At 64.7% G+C, this 19,822-nt stretch carries 21 protein-coding genes; 12 read left to right on the forward strand and 9 right to left on the reverse strand.

From position 1 onward, the window contains the following. Positions 1-233: 233 nt before the first annotated feature. From VGL01_RS18840 to VGL01_RS18860, 5 genes are all read left to right on the forward strand, one after another. Positions 234-1,091 (forward strand): sterol desaturase family protein, encoded by an 858-nt coding sequence (locus VGL01_RS18840; RefSeq protein WP_331571995.1) that lies wholly within the window; start codon positions 234-236, stop codon positions 1,089-1,091. 49 nt (positions 1,092-1,140) lie between these two features. Next, entirely contained in the window at positions 1,141-2,280 is a 1,140-nt protein-coding gene (locus VGL01_RS18845) for an SGNH/GDSL hydrolase family protein (protein WP_331571997.1), read from the forward strand. Positions 2,281-2,513: 233 nt separating this feature from the next. Continuing rightward, a complete protein-coding gene (locus tag VGL01_RS18850) occupies positions 2,514-3,131 on the forward strand; it encodes an NUDIX hydrolase (protein WP_331571999.1) in 618 nt (205 codons plus the stop codon). Next, positions 3,128-4,264: an adenosylhomocysteinase gene (locus tag VGL01_RS18855; RefSeq protein WP_331572001.1), complete on the forward strand. Its 1,137-nt coding sequence runs from the start codon at positions 3,128-3,130 to the stop codon at positions 4,262-4,264. Before VGL01_RS18850 ends, VGL01_RS18855 begins: the two co-directional genes overlap by 4 nt. Continuing rightward, the gene (locus VGL01_RS18860) at positions 4,261-4,995 is read left to right on the forward strand and encodes an HD domain-containing protein (RefSeq protein WP_331572003.1); all 735 of its coding nucleotides are present in this window, start codon (positions 4,261-4,263) and stop codon (positions 4,993-4,995) included. The genes VGL01_RS18855 and VGL01_RS18860 overlap by 4 nt, the downstream gene beginning before the upstream one ends. Here VGL01_RS18860 and VGL01_RS18865 read toward each other — a convergent pair. From VGL01_RS18865 to VGL01_RS18905, 9 genes are all read right to left on the reverse strand, one after another. After that, positions 4,937-5,986 carry an L-threonylcarbamoyladenylate synthase gene (locus VGL01_RS18865; RefSeq protein WP_331572005.1) on the reverse strand — a complete coding sequence of 350 codons (1,050 nt, stop codon included), beginning with the start codon at positions 5,984-5,986 and terminating at the stop codon, positions 4,937-4,939. The two genes, VGL01_RS18860 and VGL01_RS18865, sit on opposite strands and share 59 nt — an antisense overlap. Before the next feature lie 68 nt (positions 5,987-6,054). Continuing rightward, the gene (locus tag VGL01_RS18870) at positions 6,055-7,269 is read right to left on the reverse strand and encodes a 5-(carboxyamino)imidazole ribonucleotide synthase (protein WP_331572007.1); all 1,215 of its coding nucleotides are present in this window, start codon (positions 7,267-7,269) and stop codon (positions 6,055-6,057) included. A gap of 61 nt (positions 7,270-7,330) precedes the next feature. Next, complete coding sequence (gene purE / locus VGL01_RS18875) at positions 7,331-7,858, reverse strand: 5-(carboxyamino)imidazole ribonucleotide mutase (RefSeq protein ID WP_331572009.1); 528 nt, start codon at positions 7,856-7,858, stop codon at positions 7,331-7,333. Between the two features lie 60 nt (positions 7,859-7,918). Then, positions 7,919-8,809 carry a phosphoribosylaminoimidazolesuccinocarboxamide synthase gene (locus tag VGL01_RS18880; protein ID WP_331572011.1) on the reverse strand — a complete coding sequence of 297 codons (891 nt, stop codon included), beginning with the start codon at positions 8,807-8,809 and terminating at the stop codon, positions 7,919-7,921. Positions 8,810-8,954: 145 nt separating this feature from the next. Continuing rightward, on the reverse strand, positions 8,955-10,019 hold the full coding sequence (gene fba, locus VGL01_RS18885) for a class II fructose-bisphosphate aldolase (protein WP_173257409.1): 1,065 nt from the start codon (positions 10,017-10,019) through the stop codon (positions 8,955-8,957). A 238-nt stretch (positions 10,020-10,257) separates the two neighbouring features. Continuing rightward, positions 10,258-11,694 carry a pyruvate kinase gene (pyk, locus tag VGL01_RS18890; protein WP_331572013.1) on the reverse strand — a complete coding sequence of 479 codons (1,437 nt, stop codon included), beginning with the start codon at positions 11,692-11,694 and terminating at the stop codon, positions 10,258-10,260. A gap of 146 nt (positions 11,695-11,840) precedes the next feature. Continuing rightward, complete coding sequence (locus tag VGL01_RS18895) at positions 11,841-13,034, reverse strand: phosphoglycerate kinase (protein ID WP_331572015.1); 1,194 nt, start codon at positions 13,032-13,034, stop codon at positions 11,841-11,843. A gap of 175 nt (positions 13,035-13,209) precedes the next feature. Then, on the reverse strand, positions 13,210-13,533 hold the full coding sequence (locus VGL01_RS18900) for an AzlD domain-containing protein (protein WP_331572017.1): 324 nt from the start codon (positions 13,531-13,533) through the stop codon (positions 13,210-13,212). Continuing rightward, positions 13,530-14,294: an AzlC family ABC transporter permease gene (locus VGL01_RS18905; protein WP_331572018.1), complete on the reverse strand. Its 765-nt coding sequence runs from the start codon at positions 14,292-14,294 to the stop codon at positions 13,530-13,532. The genes VGL01_RS18900 and VGL01_RS18905 overlap by 4 nt, the downstream gene beginning before the upstream one ends. Before the next feature lie 322 nt (positions 14,295-14,616). Here VGL01_RS18905 and VGL01_RS18910 point away from each other — a divergent pair, with 322 nt between their 5' ends. The 7 genes from VGL01_RS18910 to moaC all read left to right on the forward strand — a co-directional run bounded on the left by VGL01_RS18910 (position 14,617) and on the right by moaC (position 19,821). Then, positions 14,617-15,540: a branched-chain amino acid transaminase gene (locus VGL01_RS18910; protein WP_331572019.1), complete on the forward strand. Its 924-nt coding sequence runs from the start codon at positions 14,617-14,619 to the stop codon at positions 15,538-15,540. Positions 15,541-15,616: 76 nt separating this feature from the next. After that, complete coding sequence (locus VGL01_RS18915) at positions 15,617-15,811, forward strand: zinc-finger domain-containing protein (protein WP_331572021.1); 195 nt, start codon at positions 15,617-15,619, stop codon at positions 15,809-15,811. A 145-nt stretch (positions 15,812-15,956) separates the two neighbouring features. Next, the gene (waaF, locus tag VGL01_RS18920; RefSeq protein WP_331572023.1) at positions 15,957-16,991 is read left to right on the forward strand and encodes a lipopolysaccharide heptosyltransferase II; all 1,035 of its coding nucleotides are present in this window, start codon (positions 15,957-15,959) and stop codon (positions 16,989-16,991) included. A gap of 168 nt (positions 16,992-17,159) precedes the next feature. Beyond that, a complete protein-coding gene (locus VGL01_RS18925; protein WP_331572025.1) occupies positions 17,160-17,612 on the forward strand; it encodes a nuclear transport factor 2 family protein in 453 nt (150 codons plus the stop codon). Positions 17,613-17,666: 54 nt separating this feature from the next. Further along, complete coding sequence (locus tag VGL01_RS18930) at positions 17,667-18,716, forward strand: YheT family hydrolase (protein WP_331572027.1); 1,050 nt, start codon at positions 17,667-17,669, stop codon at positions 18,714-18,716. After that, positions 18,709-19,311, forward strand: a complete 603-nt coding sequence (locus VGL01_RS18935) for a DUF2946 family protein (RefSeq protein ID WP_331572029.1) — start codon at positions 18,709-18,711, stop codon at positions 19,309-19,311. The genes VGL01_RS18930 and VGL01_RS18935 overlap by 8 nt, the downstream gene beginning before the upstream one ends. Positions 19,312-19,341: 30 nt before the next feature. Then, on the forward strand, positions 19,342-19,821 hold the full coding sequence (moaC, locus tag VGL01_RS18940) for a cyclic pyranopterin monophosphate synthase MoaC (RefSeq protein ID WP_331572031.1): 480 nt from the start codon (positions 19,342-19,344) through the stop codon (positions 19,819-19,821). The last annotated feature ends 1 nt before the right edge of the window (position 19,822 follow it).

The following is a 19,822-nucleotide window of genomic DNA, read 5'->3' on the forward strand; positions in this document are numbered from 1 at the left end:
CGGCCGACGCGTTTGCCGCACGCGGCTTCGACACACCCGCTGCCCGCCCCCGTTCGCTCGAATACTTCTTCTAAGATAAAGTGCGCCGCCGCAAGGGACGAACGTGTAGGCTGTCGGGCAGCGATCGAGATGGCACGCGAGGATTCTTCCCGCCGTTCCGATCGACCGAAAAGGGGACAGCGGCGCTGACAGCGCTGCGGCAAAACCAAGCAGAAGAACAGGAGGAAGACGTCATGCAATTCGACGCCGAATTGCTCCTCATTGCCATGGCGCCCGTCTTTCTCGCATGTATCGGCTGGGAAGCGTGGCATATGGCGCGTACGCGGGCCGATGCGCGAATCTACAACTGGCGCGATACGCTTTGCAACGCGGCACTTGCGCTCATGCATCAAGGCGCCGACAAGCTCGCCTGGTTCGCCGTCGTGCCGATCTACGGCTACGTCTATACGCACTACAGGCTGCTGACCTGGGAACCCGGCGCGTTCGCGTTCGCGGTGCTGTTCGTGGCACAAGACCTGCTCTATTACGTCTTCCATCGCATGAGCCACCGCGTACGCTGGCTTTGGGCCGCGCATGTGGTGCATCACTCGTCGGAGCGGCTCAACTTGTCGACAGCGTTTCGTCAGAGTCTCATGTATCCCGTTGCGGGCATGTGGGTGTTCTGGCTACCGCTCGCGCTGATCGGATTTCCGCCCGCGCAGATCGTGGCCATCGTCCTCGTCAATCTCGCCTTTCAATTCTTCGTGCACACGCAGGCGTTCGGCCGGCTCGGCTGGCTCGGATACGTACTCAATACGCCGTCGACCCACCGCTGTCACCATGCGCGCAATCCACGCTACATCGATCGCAATTTCGCGGGCGTGCTCGTTATCTGGGACCGCATTTTCGGCAGCTATGTGACGGAAGATCCGGCGGACCCGCCCGAATATGGAATCGTGGACGGACCCACGACGCATAACCCGCTGAAGGCGACGTTTCACGAATGGGCATCGATGTTCGCCGATGTCGCCCGCGCCGACGGCGTTCGAAACAAGCTGCGCGTGCTCGTGGCACCGCCCGAGTGGACCGCTGCGGTGCACTCGACACGCTAGCAGCCTCGCGCAACTCAAGCCAAACCACACATACGAGGAGATGAAATCGATGGAACTCAGTCATAAAACGCAGCCGAAGCGCCTGTTGCGCATGGCGCAAACAGCGATTGCCGGTGTCGCATTCGCGTTGCTCGTGGCGTGCGGCGGCGGAGGTGGCTCGAGCTCGCCAGCGAGTTCCACTCCCGCCGGCGGCGTGTCGTTGAAGGTCGTCTCGTTCGGCGACAGCCTGTCGGACGTCGGTACCTACGCCCCGTTCGCGAACGCGAACTTCGGCGGCGGCCGCTTCACGACGAATCCGGGGCAGGTCTGGACACAGAATGTCGCCAACTACTACGGCGATACGCTGACGACCGCGGTAACGGGCGGCTTCGGCTTGCCCACCACGTCCACGGGCGGCTTCGGCTACGCCCAAGGCGGCGCGCGCGTTTCGCTGCAGCCGGGCATCGGCTATCCGACGACGACGACGGTGCCGGTCGCGACGCAGGTGCAGAACTACCTGAGCCAGAAAGGTAGTTTCAATAGCGGGCAACTCGTGCTCGTACAGGGCGGCCCCAACGACATCATCATCGCGGCTCAGGCTATCGCTGCCGCTCCGACCAACCCGACCGTGATCGCGCAGCAACAGGCCAACGTGGTATCGGCCGCCACGACGCTCGCGGGCGTAGTCGGCACGATCCTGCAAAACGGTGCAACGAAGGTCGTCGTGGTGAACGTGCCCGACATCGGCAAGGCGCCGCTCGGCGTCGCCTCGTCGGACGGCGGTGCGCTGCTCACCGCGCTCAGCAGCGGCTTCAATACCGCCTTCAGCACGGCCCTGACCGCCACGGGGCTGATGAGCAAGGTCATCTTCGTCGATTCGTTCTCGTTCATCGACAGCGTCGTGGCGAGTGCGTCGGCGAACGGGTTCTCGGTGTCGAACAACGGTACGGCCTGCAACTTGACGGCGATGCAGACGAACGCGACGAACTACGCGACGGCCAACCCCAGCGTGCTCCAGCCGGGCGAGACGCCGGCTCAGTTCGGTGCTTCGCTGGCCTCCTCGTTGTTTTGTTCGCCGCAGGTCTATACGACGGCCAACGCGGACCAGACCTACATGTTCGCGGACACCCTCCATCCGACCACGCGGTTGCATCTGCTGTTCGCTCAGCAAGTCGAAAAACAGATCGCCGCAGCCGGCATCGGCAAGTGATACGCAGGTGATCCGATCCGCCTGACGCAACCGTCGTCGCGTTCGAAGCAGGCCGTTTCGAACGCGACGACGGACGATCGTTGACAGTCTTATCAGAACTATTTACATTCCCCGCCTCATACCTAGCAGTCGATGACAGTCGGACGAACCGACGCAAGGAACGGCCCGCTCATTGCGGCGCTGTTTCCACCCAGCGTGATACCTCGAAGAGGCAAGCGATTGTTGGAGAAACAATGCTTGACCTGCCTCACTTTCCTGTCGCGTCCGACAGGGCCGATGCATCGCCGCTGTTGCGCTGTGCATCCGATCCGCTCAGCCAGCTGATCCTCTACATTCGGGCGATGCCCGCCGAGATTTCGATTCTCGATCCCGTCGTCGCCGCGCTCACGCAAGGTCTGCCCCTGACCAGCCGGAAAACGTGGCCTGCGCATATCACGGCGAGCGCGATCGCGCTCCGGGAAGAGTCGGTTCTGGTCGTCCGGCACGAGGCGCTCGGCAAATGGTTGCCTCCCGGCGGCCACGTCGAGGAAGGCGAACATCCTGTTCGAGCTGCATTGCGCGAGCTCACGGAGGAAACCGGATTTTCGTGCTCCGTGCATACTTGGCATCGCTTGCATCCTTTTCCGGTCGATGTCGACGTGCACGAAATTCCATCGAACAGTGCGAAACGCGAACCCTCCCATCTGCACATCGATTTTCGATATCTGATAGACATCGGCGCACGCACGAGGGCGCCCGAGATGGAATGCGAGTATCGGAGCATTGCCGCGATCGACGAGCCCAATCTGCGCTTGCTGTTCGCCAAGCTCGGCCGTATGGGTCTCGCCCAGGCGGAGGCCGAAGCGCGATGAGCAGGCAGTTCTTCTCGATGATGCTGCAGCACGTGCCGGCCGACGTTGAGTCGATCGTCATCGTCACTCACCTCGTTCCCGATGCGGATGAATTCGTGCTGGCGCTCAATGACAAAGTCCCCGTTTCGGCTGTCATCCCCAAACCGAGCTCGTTGAATCGAAGCGTGCTGTCGAAGATCCAGCGCGATGTGCCGGTCTTGAACTACAGCAGGCGTACGATCGCTTCGCAACCGGCCGCCTTTCTGAGCGACCTGAAAAAACGCGTCTGCGATAAAAGATTCGCCATCATCGATACGGGCGGCTATTTTTCCCACGTCCTCGACGACATGGCGAAGCCCAACGAATTCAACCTGGCCGGAATCGTAGAGGATACGGAAAACGGCCATAAAAAATACGAGTCGTTCCTGGCAAGCGACGACGAGCGCCGCGAGCTTCCTTTTCCGATTCTCTCCGTCGCCCGCAGCAAGCTCAAGGAGCCGGAAGATTTCCTCGTCGGCCAGGCCGTCGTTTTTTCCGCCGATGCGCTGCTGCGCGAGTGCGGCATCTTGTTGACGGGCAAGCAGGCCGCCGTGCTGGGTTACGGAAAAATCGGAAGCAGCATCGCAGCGAACCTGCGCGCGAAAGGCGTCAGGGTGGACGTGCACGACTCCAACCCGGTCAGGCAGGCACTCGCGTGTGCGCACGGATACAGCTTGCGCAGCCGGGCAGCCGTTCTGAGTCAGGCCGACGTGATTTTCGGGGCGACGGGAAACAAATCGGTTCGCGCAGCCGATATCGACGCCATGAAGGAAGGCGCCTTCATTTTCACGGCCACATCAGGCGACGACGAGATCGACGGCTACGATGACATTCTTGCGCGCCGCAAGCCGTCGCCGCTTCATCCGCGCGTTTGCGCACTCGCATCGCGCAAGGGGGCGACCTATCTGTGCAACGACGGCAACGCCATCAACTTCATGCATGGCGGCGTCCTCGGCCCATTTATCAAGCTGGTCCAGGCTGAATTGATCTTCGCGCTTTCTCAGCTCGACACCGCGCATCGCGGCCACATTCGCCACCTCAGCGACGAATCCAAGCGGTTCATCGCCGATCTCTGGCTGTCTCATTTCCACCCTCCACGCCTGAACGAGCAATGAGTCCAACCCACACATTTTCGTCGTCCGCTTCGATTCAACCGGTCATCGAGGCACTCCGGGGCGAACTGAGAACGACGTTCGACCAAAGCATCGTGGCGCACGATATCGCGCATCTGGATCGCGTCGTGTGCAACGCCGCTCAGATCTGCGATACCGAACCGGATGCCGATCGCTTCGTCGTCGCCATCGCGGCACTACTGCATGACTTTCATCGCGTGCTCGAGAAGCAGCACCGTCGCCATGTCACGCCAGAAGAAGCCGAACCGGAATTGCGGCGTTGGATAGCGGCCTCGACGCTCGTTCCGGCGAGCGCTATCGATCGCATCTGCGCGGCCGTCAATTTCACCGAGTACTACCGTTGCGCAGGCCACGATATCGAATCGATGGCGCCTTCGCTCGAAGCGCGGATCGTCCGCGATGCGGACATGCTCGATGCGCTCGGGGCCGTCGGCATCGCCCGCGCGTTCATGTTCGGCGGCTATCTGGGAGAGCCGATGTGGGTCGACACAGACCCATCGTCACTGGGCGGAACGTTCGTTCCCGGCAAGGCCACGTCGGTGGTTCACCACTTCCACGAAAAGCTCTTCCGGCTTGAATCGGAGATGCTCACGCATCGCGGCAAAGTCCTCGCCCGTGCGAGGACTGAGTACATGCGCAGCTTTCTGGACACGCTCATGGAGGACTTGCGCCCGCCTCGAACGCGGCGGCGGCCCGGCCCAGCCGATCGTTGACGGCAATCCATTCGGCCGTCTCCGGCAGCTTTTCCACCAAAATCCGCGTGACGTCCGCACGGTCCAGCGCCCGCAGCAAGCCGTAAAGCTCGCGCGCATAGACGTGTGGATCTTCCGGCGCGGCCACGAAATGCACGCCGGCCGCGTCGGCCCATGCACCGGCACTCGAGGTGCGCGCCACGAGCGCAATATGCGCGCTCTCGTTGCGCGCGCCTTCGAGCAGCGGCACCAATGCCTCGAAAGCAGCCAGCGTGAGCGGCGTACGCGGCGCGTAATGGGCTTTGAGCGTACCCGAGGCGCGCGGTGCCGTTGCATCGGTGCCGTCAGGCAGACGCGGGGCCACGCCGAGTACATCGGCAATGTCGACAGGCGTCACGCGCCCGGGCCGCAGCAGCGCGGGAAACCCACGCGACAAATCGAGGATCGTCGACTCGATGCCGACGTCGCACGCGCCGCCGTCGAGGACGTAGAGGCTATCGCCGAATTCTTCCCGCACGTGCTGCGCCGTCGTCGGGCTGACGTGACCGAACCGGTTCGCCGACGGAGCCGCGACACCGCCGTGGCCCGCCCGGCGCGCGTCGAACGCGTCGAGCAGCGCCTGCGCGACCGGATGCGAAGGCGCCCGCAGGCCGACTGTGTCCTGACCGCCGCTCACGGCCGCGGGTATGTGCGCCGCGCGCTTCAGGATCAGCGTGAGCGGCCCCGGCCAGAACGCGTCGATGAGCCGTTTGGCGTCGTCCGGCAGTGCGTCGACCCAGTATTGCGGATCGCCGTTGGGACCTAGATGAACGATGACGGGGTGATTGGACGGCCGCCCCTTCGCCGCATAGATTCGGGCCACCGCCGCCGGGTCCTGCGCATCGCCGCCGAGCCCATACACGGTCTCCGTCGGAAAGGCGACAAGCTGCCCCGCGGCGAGCAGCGTGGCGGCCTCTTCGATTCGCTCGGCCGCAACGGCGGGCACGGGAGACTGTGGCGGGCGGGGTGACATCGCGAGGCGACTTCCTGGTATGGCTTGCAGCTTGTCTGGGGCGGGTTCGATTCGACGACGGCCGGCCCTCAGCCGAGCGGGATATGCATGAGACGCGCGCAATCGCGCGCCGCGGTGCGCGCTTCGTCGAGCGTCGCCGCCGTGAAATTGATGTGTCCCATCTTGCGGCCCGGCCGGGCTTCCTCCTTGCCGTAAAGATGCAGCCGCGCCGTCGGCATGGCGGCCACGTCGTGCCAGGGCGGCGTCACCGGCGTGGTTGCGCCGGCGGTACCGGTGGGGCCGCTGCCCGCAAACCAGACGTCGCCGAGTATGTTGAGCATGACCGCCGGCGAATGCTGACGCGGATCGCCGAGCGGCATGCCCGTCATCGCGCGCACCTGCTGCTCGAACTGGCTCGCCGCGCAGGCGTCGACCGTGTAGTGCCCGGAGTTATGCGGCCGCGGTGCCATTTCGTTGGCAACGAGCGAACCGTCTTCGAGCACGAAGAACTCGACGCACAACACACCGACATAGCCGAGCGCCTCGGCGATCCGCCTGGCCGCCTGCTGAGCGCGCTCGACGAGCGCGGCCGGTGCGTCGGGGGCGGGCACCATCGTCAGCGCGAGCACGCCATGACGGTGGACGTTCTGCGCGAGCGGATAAACAGCCGTCGCCCCACCGGAGCCACGCGCGACGAGCGCCGACACCTCGAACTTGAGCGGCAGCAGCTTTTCGAGCACGCAGGGCACGCCCGAGAGCTCACTGTACGCATCGCGCACCGCCTCGGCGCTCGTCACGCGCACTTGCCCTTTGCCGTCGTAGCCCAGGCGTGCCGTCTTGAGAATGCCCGGGAGTACGGCCTCGAGTTCCGCGTCGGAGAGTGCCGCGAGCGCGTCCTGCGATTCGATGACGACATGGGGCGCCACCGGCACGCCGCAGCTTTCGATGAAGCGCTTTTCGGCGATGCGGTCCTGCGCGATGGCGACGCAGCGTCCGGCAGGGCTCACGAACGTGCTGCGCCCGAGAAAATCGAGGCTGGCGGCCGGCACGTTCTCGAATTCGGTCGAGACCGCCGCGCACAGGCGCGCAAGCTCGGTCAGCGCCGCCTCGTCGGTGTAGGCGGCGCGCAGATGCCGATCGGCCACGCGGCCGGCCGGACTGGATTCGTCCGGGTCGAGCACGGCGACACGGTAGCCCATCGCCTGCGCGGCGAAGCAGAACATGCGGCCGAGCTGGCCGCCACCGACCATGCCGAGCCACGCGCCGGGCAGAATCGGAGAAACAGGGGTCATGTCAGGACTCATTTCAGTGGTGTGATCTCACGCGCAGCGCGCGGGCGTCGGCATCTGGCTATATCGATCGGTCTCAAAGCGGGGGCAGCACCATCGCGCGGGCCGCTTCGTTCTGGCGCTCGCGAAATGCCGCTAAACGCTTCGCGTAGTCGTCCGAGGTGCCGGCCAATACGGCGACGGCAAACAGCGCCGCATTGGCCGCGCCGGCTTCACCGATCGCGAACGTCGCCACCGGTACGCCCTTGGGCATCTGCACGATCGAATGGAGCGAATCGACCCCCTTCAGATACCGGCTCGCCACGGGCACCCCGAGCACGGGCACCGTCGTCTTCGCGGCGAGCATGCCCGGCAGATGCGCCGCGCCCCCCGCGCCGGCGATGATCGCGCGCAAGCCGCGCGCGCGGGCCGCTTCCGCGTAGGCGAACATTTCGTCGGGCATGCGGTGCGCCGAGACGACGCGCGCTTCGTACGGTACGCCGAACTCCTGCAAAATCGAGACGGCGTGTTTCATCACCTCCCAATCGGAGCTCGAGCCCATCACGACGCCGACGAGCGGCGCCGCATGCGTATGGGTGGGATCGGTCTTGACTGCTTCGCTCATCGTGCGCGGTTCCTTCGCTACATCCAATCAATCACATGTCGTTCAACTGCGGCACGGCGCTCACGCGAGCTTTTGCCCTGTCAGACGCTCGAGCGCTTCACGGTATTTCTCGCTCGTCTTCGCGACCACATCGGCCGGCAGTTTCGGTGCCGGCGCCGTCTTGTTCCAGGGTTGCGTCTCGAGCCAGTCGCGCACGAACTGCTTGTCGAACGACGGCGGATTGCTGCCCACCTGGTACTGATCGGCGGGCCAGAAGCGCGATGAATCGGCCGTGAGCGCCTCGTCCATCAGGTAAAGCTTGCCGTGGTTGTCGAGCCCGAATTCGAACTTGGTATCGGCGATGATGATGCCGCGCGTCGCCGCGTACTCCGATGCTTCCTGGTAGAGCTTGATCGAAATGTCGCGGATCGTCGCCGAGAGTTCGGTGCCGATGCGCCGCTCCATCTCGTCGAACGTGATGTTTTCGTCATGATGCCCGAGCTCGGCTTTGGCCGCCGGCGTGAAGATCGGCTCGGGCAGCTTCTGCGCATTGGACAGGCCTGCCGGGAGCGCGACGCCGCACACCGAGCCCGTCGCCTGATAATCCTTCCAGCCGCTGCCGGCCAGATAGCCGCGCACGACCGCCTCGACGAGAATCGGCTCGAGACGCTTCACCACGATCGCACGCCCCTTTACCTGCTCCACCTCCTCGGGCGCGACCACGCTTTCGGGTGCGACACCGGTCAGATGATTCGGCACGATATGCGCGAGACGCTCGAACCAGAAATTAGCCATCTGATTCAGCACGCGGCCCTTGTCGGGAATCGGCTCGCCCAGCACGACATCGAACGCCGACAGGCGATCGGTCGTGACGATGAGCAGGCGATCGGCGCCGACCGCATAGTTGTCGCGGACTTTCCCACGGCCCAGAAGGGGCAGCGAGCGAAGCGAGGATTCGTAGAGGGTAGACATCGTCGTGGACCGTCAGTCGTCAATAGGAATACAGATCAATACAGCGTCCCGCTGAACAGCATGAAAAAGCGCGACTCGAACAAAATGCAAACGCCGTTCCCATCGATGCAGCGGGAACGGCGAGGCGTCGATACTACCGTCCGGCTCAGCGCACGACTTGCGCCAGCTCGCCGGACTTGTACCGCTCGGCGATCTTCTCGAGCGGCAGCGGCTTGATCTTCGCTGCCTGCCCCTCGCAGCCGAATGCGCGATAGCGATCCACGCAGATCTTCTTCGCGGCCTCGCGGGCGGGTTTCAGGTAGTCGCGCGGATCGAACTTGCCCGGGTTCTCGAACAGATAGCGTCGGATCGCACCGGTGATCGCAAGGCGCAGGTCGGTATCGATATTGACCTTGCGCACGCCGTGCTTGATACCTTCCTGAATCTCTTCGACGGGCACGCCGTAGGTTTCCTTCATGTCGCCGCCGAATTCGCGAATCTCCGCGAGCAGCTCCTGCGGCACCGACGACGAACCGTGCATGACGAGGTGCGTATTCGGAATGCGCGCGTGGATCTCCTTGATGCGATCGATCGCGAGGATATCGCCGGTCGGCTTCTTCGTGAACTTGTAGGCGCCGTGCGAGGTACCGATGGCGATGGCCAACGCGTCGCATTGCGTTTGCTTCACGAAATCGGCAGCCTGCTCGACATCCGTCAGCAACTGCTCGCGCGTCATCGTGCCTTCGGCGCCGTGGCCGTCTTCCTTGTCGCCCTTCATCGTTTCGAGCGACCCGAGCACGCCCAGCTCCGCCTCGACCGTGACGCCGATGGCATGCGCCATTTCGACGACCTTGCGCGACACCTCGACGTTGTACTCGTACGAGGCGACGGTCTTGCCGTCGGCCTGCAGCGAGCCGTCCATCATGACGCTCGTGAAACCGCTGCGGATCGCGGCCATGCAGACGGCCGGCGATTGTCCATGGTCCTGATGCATGACGATGGGAATGTGCGGGTACGATTCGATGGCGGCTTCGATCAGATGGCGCAAAAACGGTTCACCGGCGTATTTGCGTGCACCGGCCGAGGCCTGCATGATGACCGGCGCGCCGACCTCGTCCGCCGCCGCCATGATGGCCTGGACCTGCTCCAGGTTGTTCACGTTGAACGCGGGCAGGCCGTAGCCATGCTCGGCCGCATGGTCCAGCAGTTGACGCATTGATACGAGAGGCATGCTGAGTACTCCTTGAGATGAAAACCGGGTGCTCGTAGCGGCACTTATTGTGCGAATGTGCGCGATTTTATCGCGAAGCGGGTCGGGTCCCGTAGTTTCGGGCCGGATTGTGTCCGCCCACCACGAACGACTGGCGGCCACGCGAGCCCGGGCGGCGCCGCGAAAAAAGCGGCCAGCGGCGCGCAATCCGCGCTGCCGCTGCCCGCATTCTGCGCATTCGGCGGCATGCGGCCAAGCGCTACGCCGGGTCGCCGACACGCACGATCTTGAGCGTATTGGTACCGCCCGCCTGCCCCATCGGCTCGCCCACCGTCAGCACCACCATGTCGCCGCGCGAAGCGAAGCCCTTCGAGACCACGACCTCCACGGCCTGCTTGAGCGCCTGGTCGCGGTCGCTGTTCGGCTCGATGGCCAGCGGCGTCACGTTGCGGAACAACGCCATCGCGCGCTCGCTCGCCACGCGCGACGTCAACGCGAAGATCGGGACGTGGGTCCAATGGCGCGAGAGCCACAAGGCCGTCGCGCCCGATTCGGTCAGCGCGACGATCGCCTTCGCGCCGAGATGGTAGGCCGTGAACAGCGCGCCCATGGCGATCGACTGGTCGATGCGCGTGAACGTCCGATCGAGAAAGTCGCGATCGAGCTCGACGTGCTCGGATTTTTCGGCTTCGATGCAAATCGCCGCCATCGCCTCGATCGTCTGCACCGGATACTTGCCGGCGGCCGTCTCGGCCGACAGCATGACGGCATCGGTCCCATCCAGCACGGCATTGGCGACGTCGGACACTTCCGCGCGGGTCGGCACGGGCGCGTAGATCATCGATTCCATCATCTGCGTGGCCGTGATCACGAGCTTGTTCGACTCCCGAGCCATGCGAATCATGCGCTTTTGCAAGGCCGGCACCGCCGCGTTGCCCACTTCGACCGCCAGATCGCCGCGCGCGACCATGATGCCGTCCGACGCGTCGAGAATGCCCTGCAGTGCCGGAATCGCTTCCGCGCGCTCGATCTTCGCGATCATCTTCGGCTTGATGCCGTACGGCATGCCGGCGATGTTCGCTAACTGGCGGGCCATTTCCATGTCCGTCGCGTTCTTCGGGAACGACACCGCGATGTACTCGACACCGATGGCCATCGCCGTGCGGATGTCTTCCATGTCTTTCGCCGTCAGCGCGGGCGCGGTGAGGCCGCCGCCCTGGCGATTGATACCCTTGTTGTTCGAGAGTTCGCCGCCCACCTTGACGATGGTGTGAATCTCTTCGCCGACGACACGCGACACCGTCAGGACGATCAAGCCGTCGTTCAGCAGCAGCACATCGCCCGCTCTCAGGTCGCGCGGCAGATCGCGGTAATCGAGCCCGACGCGCTCCTCGTTGCCGAGTTCGCAGTTCGCATCGAGGATGAACGGGCTGCCGGCCGTGAGCTGCACCTTGCCGTTTTCGAATCGGCCGACGCGGATTTTCGGACCCTGCAGATCGGCCATGATGGCGACTTCCCGCCCCGTCTTGCGGGCCGCTTCGCGCACGTGCTCGGCGCGCTCGCGATGGTCGTCCGCCGTGCCGTGCGAAAAGTTCAGGCGCACCACGTCGAGACCCGCCTGCATCATCTGCAGCAGGACTTCCGGCGAACTCGATGCCGGGCCGATAGTGGCGACAATCTTGGTGGCGCGATGCATGTAACTCCTCGTCTGGGTTGAGTCGTTGGTTGATCGCTGCGAGTTGGCGCTATACGTCGGCGCCACGCGTATCGGCGTGGGCGCTGGGTCGCGCGCCGGCTCGAACCGGCGTCGCTTTGTCAAAATCCGATTCCCGAGGCGCCCTGTCAGGCGCGCGACTCGAGTACCTCGACCGCCGGCAGCGTCTTGCCCTCGAGGAACTCGAGGAATGCGCCGCCGCCCGTCGAGATGTAGCTTACCTTGTCGTGAATGCCGTACTTCGCGATGGCAGCCAGCGTATCGCCGCCGCCCGCGATCGAAAACGCCGACGAATGCGCGATGGCCTCGGCGAGCGTCTTCGTGCCGTTGCCGAACTGATCGAACTCGAACACGCCGACCGGACCGTTCCAGACGATCGTGCCCGCGTTGGCAAGCTGTGAAGCGAGCGCGCGGGCCGTTTGCGGACCGATGTCGAGAATCATGTCGTCGGCCTCGATCTGCGCGACGGGCTTCGTCGTGGCCGCGGCCGTCGCCGCGAACTGCTTCGCCGTGACGACGTCGCTCGGGATCGGCACGGATGCGCCGCGCGCACGCGCCGCGTCGATGATCGCCTTCGCTTCTTCGACGAGATCCGGTTCGGCGAGCGACTTGCCGATCGGCAGCCCCGCCGCCAGCATGAATGTGTTCGCGATGCCGCCGCCGACGATCAACTGATCGACCTTTTCGGCGAGCGATTTCAGAATCGTCAGCTTCGTCGACACCTTCGAGCCCGCCACGATCGCCACGAGCGGCCGTTTCGGGTTGCCCAGCGCCTTGCCGAGCGCATCGAGTTCCGCCGCAAGCAGCGGGCCCGCGCACGCGATCGGCGCGTACTTCGCGATACCGTACGTCGTCGCCTCGGCGCGATGCGCGGTGCCGAACGCATCGTTGACGTAAATGTCGCAAAGCTTCGCCATCTTTTGCGCGAGCTCGTCCGAATTCTTCTTCTCGCCCTTGTTCACGCGGCAATTTTCGAGCAGCACGAGCTGACCCGGCGCGACGTTGACGCCGTTCTCGACCCAGTTGGCGACGAGCGGCACCTCGCGGCCCAGCAGCTCGGAGAGGCGCTTCGCGACGGGCGCGAGCGAATCTTCCGGCTTGAACTCGCCTTCGGTCGGGCGCCCGAGATGCGAGGTGACCATCACCGCGGCGCCGGCCTCGAGCGCGGCCCGGATGGCCGGCACCGACGCGCGCACGCGGGTGTCTTCGGTGATGTTGCCGTGCTCGTCCTGCGGCACGTTGAGATCGGCGCGGATGAACACGCGTTTGCCGGACAGCTTGCCGTTCGCGATCAGATCGGTAAGACGCAATACTTGGCTCATGGGGATATTCGCTTGCGAAGTGGGTTGCGGGCGGGCATTGCGAAACGTGCGCGCGCCGCCGATATCCCTGGCGCGCGCGACGCGGCAAACGTGCATTTTAGCCGATCGACCCGCCCGGCCCCGCCCCGAAATCGAATTCGCCGAATTTTTGGGGCCGTGTTTGCGGGCGGAACCGTTACGCCAAGAGCCGCAGGACCGTGAAGACGAGCATGCCGACGACGATGGTGCCAAGCATGCTGCGACGCCAGAGGAACCACGCCAGCCCCGCCAGCGTGCCGTAAAGCGGCTGATTCGACAACGCGAGCGAAACGCCGTGCGGCGTTTCGAGGACTTCGGGCACGACTACGGCGACGAGCGCGGCGGCCGGAGCGTAGCGCAGCGCGCGCTGCAAGCGCTCGGGCAGCACACCGCGCTCGCCGCCGAGCAGAAAGAAGGCGCGCGTGGCAGCCGTCACGAGCGTCATGCCCGCGACGACGAGCCAGATCTGGAACGTGCTCATCGCACGCGCTCCTTGCGTGGCGCGGTCGCGCGGGTCGTGCGGGCCGTGCGCGCATCGGCGCGCTGGACGAGAAACTCCGCCACGCTGCCCGCCCCGAGCGCGGCCAGCACCGCGAGCGGCAAGCCGAGCCGATACGGCAGGTCGGCCGTGGCAAGCGCGACGATGGCCGCTACCGCGACAGCGGCCGCCATCGAGCGATTCGAGACCGCGGACACGATGAGCGGCACGAGCGCGAGCGTGCCGGCGAGGCCGAGCCCCCAGTCATCGGGCACGAAGCTCGCCAGCACGATCCCGGCGACCGACGAAATCTGCCAGGACACCCAGCTCGAGGCCGCCATGCCCCAGAAATAGGCTTCCTTGCCCGGCACATAGCCGTTCGCAAACGCCTTTTTCTGAAACAGCAGATAAACGACGTCGCCATTGAAATACCCGAGCGCGAGCCGCCGCCCGAACGACAGATACGAGAAATGGGGAACGAGACCCGCGCTGAAGATCAGGAACCGCAGGTTCACCATGGTCGCCGTGAGCAGCACGGTCCAGATGGGGAGTTTCGCCGCGATGAGCGGCAGCACGGCGAGCTGCGACGAGCCGGCATAAACGAGGACCGACATCACGATCGCCTGGGGAACCGTGAGTACCGACTTGCTCATCGCGACGCCCGTCACGAGCCCCCACGAGCAAATCGCCATCAGAAACGGAGAATAGTCGCGCAGGCCATCTCGAAAAGCGGCGCGGTCAGTGGGCGAGAAGCGAGCGAACATGTCGGCAATGCGCCGCCCGGCGCCGGGCGGCAATCAGTGTGCGAGGCGCGGTGGGGTGCATCGGCGCACCGGCGCTCCCGCGAAATGGGGCAAGCGCTCGATTATAGAGGGGCGGCGCCAAATTGACCGATACGCTGCCCCTCGGCTCGGCCATAACAGTTCTCAATATCGAACCCCCGAGGCAAACCGGGTGCCCCAACGCCGGCTGCCGCGCGATTCCTGGCCGGCGCCGCGGAAAACTGGCTTAGAGCCGCGTCGAAAAAAACGCTAAAATAGCGCCCTTATCGCAAAAAGCCCGTTTCAGGGCCGCTAGGAGATTCGTATGTCAATGGCCGACCGCGACGGCAAAATCTGGATGGACGGCAAGCTGATCGAGTGGCGCGACGCGACGATCCACGTCCTCACTCATACGCTGCACTACGGAATGGGCGTTTTCGAGGGCGTGCGCGCATACAAGACCGCCGATGGCAGCACCGCGATTTTCCGGCTGAAGGAGCATACGAAGCGCCTCTTCAATTCGGCGAAAATTTTCCAGATGGATGTGCCGTTCGACCGCGAGACCCTCTCGGCCGCGCAATGCGAGGTCGTGCGCGCCAACGGGCTCGAATCGGCCTATGTGCGGCCCATCGTCTGGGTCGGCTCGGAAAAGCTCGGCGTCTCGGCGCGCGGCAACACCATCCACGTCGCGATCGCGGCGTGGCCGTGGGGCGCATACCTGGGCGAGGAAGGCATCGCCAAGGGCATCCGCGTGAAGACCTCGTCGTTCACGCGCCACCATGTGAATGTTTCCATGGTCCGCGCCAAGGCCTCGGGTTGGTATGTGAACTCGATTCTCGCGAATCAGGAAGCCACCGCGGACGGCTACGACGAGGCACTGCTGCTCGACGTCGACGGCTATGTGTCGGAAGGCTCGGGCGAGAACTTCTTCCTCGTGAACAACGGCAAGCTCTACACGCCCGATCTCTCGTCGTGCCTGGACGGGATCACGCGCGACACGATCATCACGCTCGCGCGCGAAGCCGGCATCGAAGTCATCGAAAAACGGATCACGCGCGACGAAGTCTATACCGCCGACGAAGCGTTCTTCACGGGTACCGCGGCCGAAGTCACGCCGATCCGCGAGCTCGACAACCGCACGATCGGGACCGGCTCGCGCGGGCCCATCACGGAGAAGCTGCAGTCCGCGTTCTTCGACATCGTCGCCGGCAAGAACGCCAAATACGCGCAGTGGCTCACGAAAATCTGATGTATTGCCCTGCCGCGACGGCTCGCCGAGCGCGGCAGGCGCCAAACGCACATCGCATAACGAAAATCGTCCTCATATGAGCGTAATCAAGGAAATGCCGCTGGTCGAGCTCTCGGCCAAGGATCTGCCCGCGTACTGCCCGAACCCGGCGATGGCGCGCTGGAGCGCGCATCCGCGCGTTTTCATCGACGTGTCGCACGGCGAAGCGCGCTGCCCGTACTGCGGCACGCGCTACAAGCTGCGCGACGGGGAAGTCGTCAAAGGGCATTGATCGATCCTGCACGGGCTCGCATCGAGCCCGCATGCGCGGGTGCCGCGCCAGCGCCTAGCGCCGGCATGGCGACTCGCCTCGCCGCTCGCCTTCAGCTCATTCGTGCGGCATTGCCGCTTTTTCACGCTCTTGGAACCCCCTACTGATGCGTCGCGCGTTGGTTATCGCACCGAATTGGATCGGTGACGCATTGATGGCGCAGCCGCTTTTCACGCGGCTGATGCAACTGCACCCGCGCCTCGTCATCGACGCAATCGCGCCTTCCTGGGTCGCGCCCGTTCTCGAGCGCATGCCCGAAATCCGCGATGTCCACGCGACCGACCTCGGACACGGCAAGCTCCAGTTGTTCAAGCGCTGGCAGTTGGCCGGCGACTTGCGCGATGCCGGATACGATGCGGCCTATGTTCTGCCCAATTCCTTCAAATCGGCGCTGATTCCCTGGCTGGCCGGCATTGGGCTGCGGATCGGCTATACGGGCGAGCATCGCTACGGACTGCTCAATGTCCGTCACGCGAATCCGCGCCGCGACGAACGCGGCCCGATGGCGGCGCACTATGCCGCGCTCGCGTATGCGCCGGGCGCGAACGTTCCCGATCTGGCCGGGAATCTGCCGATGCCGCGGCTCGAAGCGGATCTGAACGAGGCGTCGCGCGTCTCGTCGCGCTTCAATCTCGATACGCGGGTGCCGCTCGTGGCGTTTTGCCCCGGTGCCGAATATGGCGGCGCGAAGCGGTGGCCGACCGAGCATTTCGCGGCACTCGCGCAGATGATCGGGCAATCGTTCCCTTATACCCAGATCGTCGCCCTGGGGTCCATGAAGGATGCGCCGATCGCGCGCGCCATCGCCGAGCGCGCTCCGCAGGTGCGCAATCTGTGCGGACAGACGTCGCTTGGCGAGGCTTGCGCGCTGATCTCGCGCGCGGGCGCCGTCGTCTGCAACGATTCCGGCCTGATGCATGTCGCCGCGGCGCTCAAGCGCCCGCTCGTGGCGCTGTTCGGATCGAGTGATCCGCGCCACACACCGCCGTTATCGGAATTAGCGAAGGTACAATGGCTGCATCTCGAGTGCAGTCCTTGCTTTGCGCGCGAATGCCCGCTCGGCCACTTGCGATGCCTGCGCGAGCTGTCTCCCGAACAAGTGTTCGGCGACTTGCGCGGAATGCTGCTCGGCGAGCGGTGACGCACTGACGCACGACAAAACTTCGTGCGTTCATAGTTGCGTGAGCGCCGCGCTGAGCAAGCCTGACACCGGTGCAGAAGTAGCGCGCAGCCCTTCGGGGCAGCGCGCGTCGCACTGCCAGCCAAACGACGCGCCGCGCGCGCGAGAACGACATCGACGAGCTATCAGATGCCACGTTTTGCCCGACTTTTCGAAGCCGCAGCGGACACGCTCCACGCCTACTACCAGGCGATCGCCGATAGCGATATCGATGCCGTCATGAGTTTATGGATCGACGAAGACTTCGCGAGCTTCATCGATTCGAGCGGCGCGCACTGGCACGGGATCGACAGCATTCGTGTCGGGCTCGCGCAGCTGGCTGGAACCGGGATGCTGGCGTCGGCGATCGAACCGCTCGACGTGCGCGTCTACGACAGCCTCGGCACGGTCGTCTATGCGGTGGCCGAGGCGCATCGGGCGCGCGAGCCGCTTGACGCGCCGCGCATGGTCTACGCGACGTACGTGCTGGTGCACGAGCGCGGCGAATGGCGTATCGCGCACATTCATGCGAGCCCGATGCCGGACGAGACGGCCAACGAGTTCGCGGCGAAGATGAGACAGGGACAGGGGGCGCTGCACTAAGGAAGACGGCGCTCCGACCGCCTTCATCGAGGGCGGCGGTTTTTGGGGACGGAAATGAGTACGGCGCACGACAAGGCAACTTCGATCCCGTCATCGAACGGGACGAGCGGCAGCACTCTCGTCGAACTGCTCTACTGCCCGCCCCCATGGTTGCCGACGAGCCACGCTCAGACCATCGTCCCGGCGCTGTTCGCCCGGCGTCCGGCCGTCGATTATCGGCGCGAACGATGGGATACGCCCGACGGAGACTTCATCGATCTCGACTGGCTCGCCTATCCGGGGACCGCGTGCGCACCGCCGCCGGACGCCCCGCTTCTCGTGCTCTTTCACGGCCTCGAGGGGAGTTCCGATTCGCACTATGCGCGAGTTTCGATGGCGACTGCGCGTGCATTCGGGTGGCACGCCGTCGTGCCGCATTTCCGCAGTTGCAGCGGGCCGCTCAATCTGGCGCCGCGGTTCTATCATTTGGCCGATAGCGCGGAGGTCGACTGGATTTTGCGGCGTTTGCGCAACGAGCACGCGGGGCCGCTGCTGGCCGCGGGCGTCTCGTTGGGTGGCAACGTGCTGCTGCGCTGGCTTGGCGAGCGCGGCACTGATGCATCTTTCCTTGCCGCCGCGGCCGCCATTTCCGCCCCGCTCGACGTGCATGCGGGAGGCCGTGCGTTATCGCAGGGCTTCGCGCTCGTCTATACGATGAGCTTTCTCAAGACGCTCAAGAAAAAGGGCCTGCTCAAGCTCGAGCAGTATCCGGGGCTCTTCGATCGCGACGCCATGTTGGCGAGCCGGACGATGTACGACTACGACAACGCCGTGACGGCCCCCTTGCATGGCTTCCGAAATGCCGATGATTACTGGACGCGCGCGACCACGCTTCCCCTGCTGCGGGAAATCGTCGTGCCGACGCTCGTGCTGAACGCCCGCAACGATCCGTTCCTGCCGGGCACCGTCTTGCCGACTCGCGCGCAGGTCTCGCCCGCCGTCGTACTCGAGCAGCCCGAAGCGGGCGGACACGTCGGTTTCATGACCGGGCCCTTCCCGGGCCAGATCGACTGGCTGCCGCGCCGCCTCTTTTCCTTTTTCGAACCGTTTGCGACGCATGGATGAGATCGTCAAAGCCGCGCTGTCGAAGTGGCCGAACGTGCCGGCCTGTACCGGCTGGCTGCTGCTGGACCGGCGCGGACAGTGGCGCATGCGCGATGAAGGCGCCCAGGCGCGTGGCGAGCTGGGCACCCCGGTGCGGCACGAGGCGCTGATCGGCTTCATCAACCGCAACTACGAGTGCGACGAAAGTGGGCAGTGGTTTTTCCAGAACGGCCCGCAACGGGTTTATGTCGAACTCGCTTATACGCCTTGGGTCGTGCGGCTCGCGCCCGCGCCGGGGGGCGGGGAAGCTTCCTGCATGCCGGCGCCGACGTTGACCACTCATACGGGCACGGCGCTGGAACCCAGCGAAGTGTTCGTCGACGATGAAGGCGCCGTGCTTTTCGTCGATGACACCAAGCCCCCCCGGGTCGCACTGCTGCACGATCACGATCTCGACCTCTTCAGCGATTTAGCGACGTTCGATGACGAGAGCGGCGGTCGTTTGCCCTGGGGCGCAGCGCGAACGCTGTCGATCGGTACGATTGCGCGCGGCCTCGTGCCGGAACGCTTCGGATTCGTGGCCAGCCCGGCATCGAAGGCAGCCAAGCGCGGCTGATAAGATAGGTGCCCTTCGAAGGAACCTCACATGCCAGAACTCACTCATTTCGATGCGTCCGGCCAGGCGCATATGGTCGATGTCGCGGGCAAGGACGAGACGAAACGCATTGCCGTGGCGCGCGGCTCGATCAGGATGTTGCCGGCCACGCTCGCACTGATTCGCGAGGGCGGCGCGAAAAAAGGCGATGTGCTCGGCGTTGCGCGGATCGCGGCGATCCAGGGAGCGAAGCGGACAGCGGACCTGATTCCGCTTTGCCATCCGCTCGCGCTGACACGCGTGGCCGTCGAGTTTGCGCTCGACGAGGTGCTGCCTGGGGTGCATTGCACAGCGCAGGTCGAGACGCTCGGGCGCACCGGAGTGGAGATGGAAGCGTTGACCGCCGTGCAGGTCGGGTTATTGACCGTTTATGACATGTGCAAGGCGGTGGATCGGGGGATGACGATCACCGAGGTTAAGGTGACGGAAAAGCATGGGGGGAAGTCGGGGGATTGGGTGGCGCAGGATTAAG

The organism is Trinickia sp. (genome assembly GCF_036503415.1).
Lineage (GTDB): Bacteria > Pseudomonadota > Gammaproteobacteria > Burkholderiales > Burkholderiaceae > Trinickia.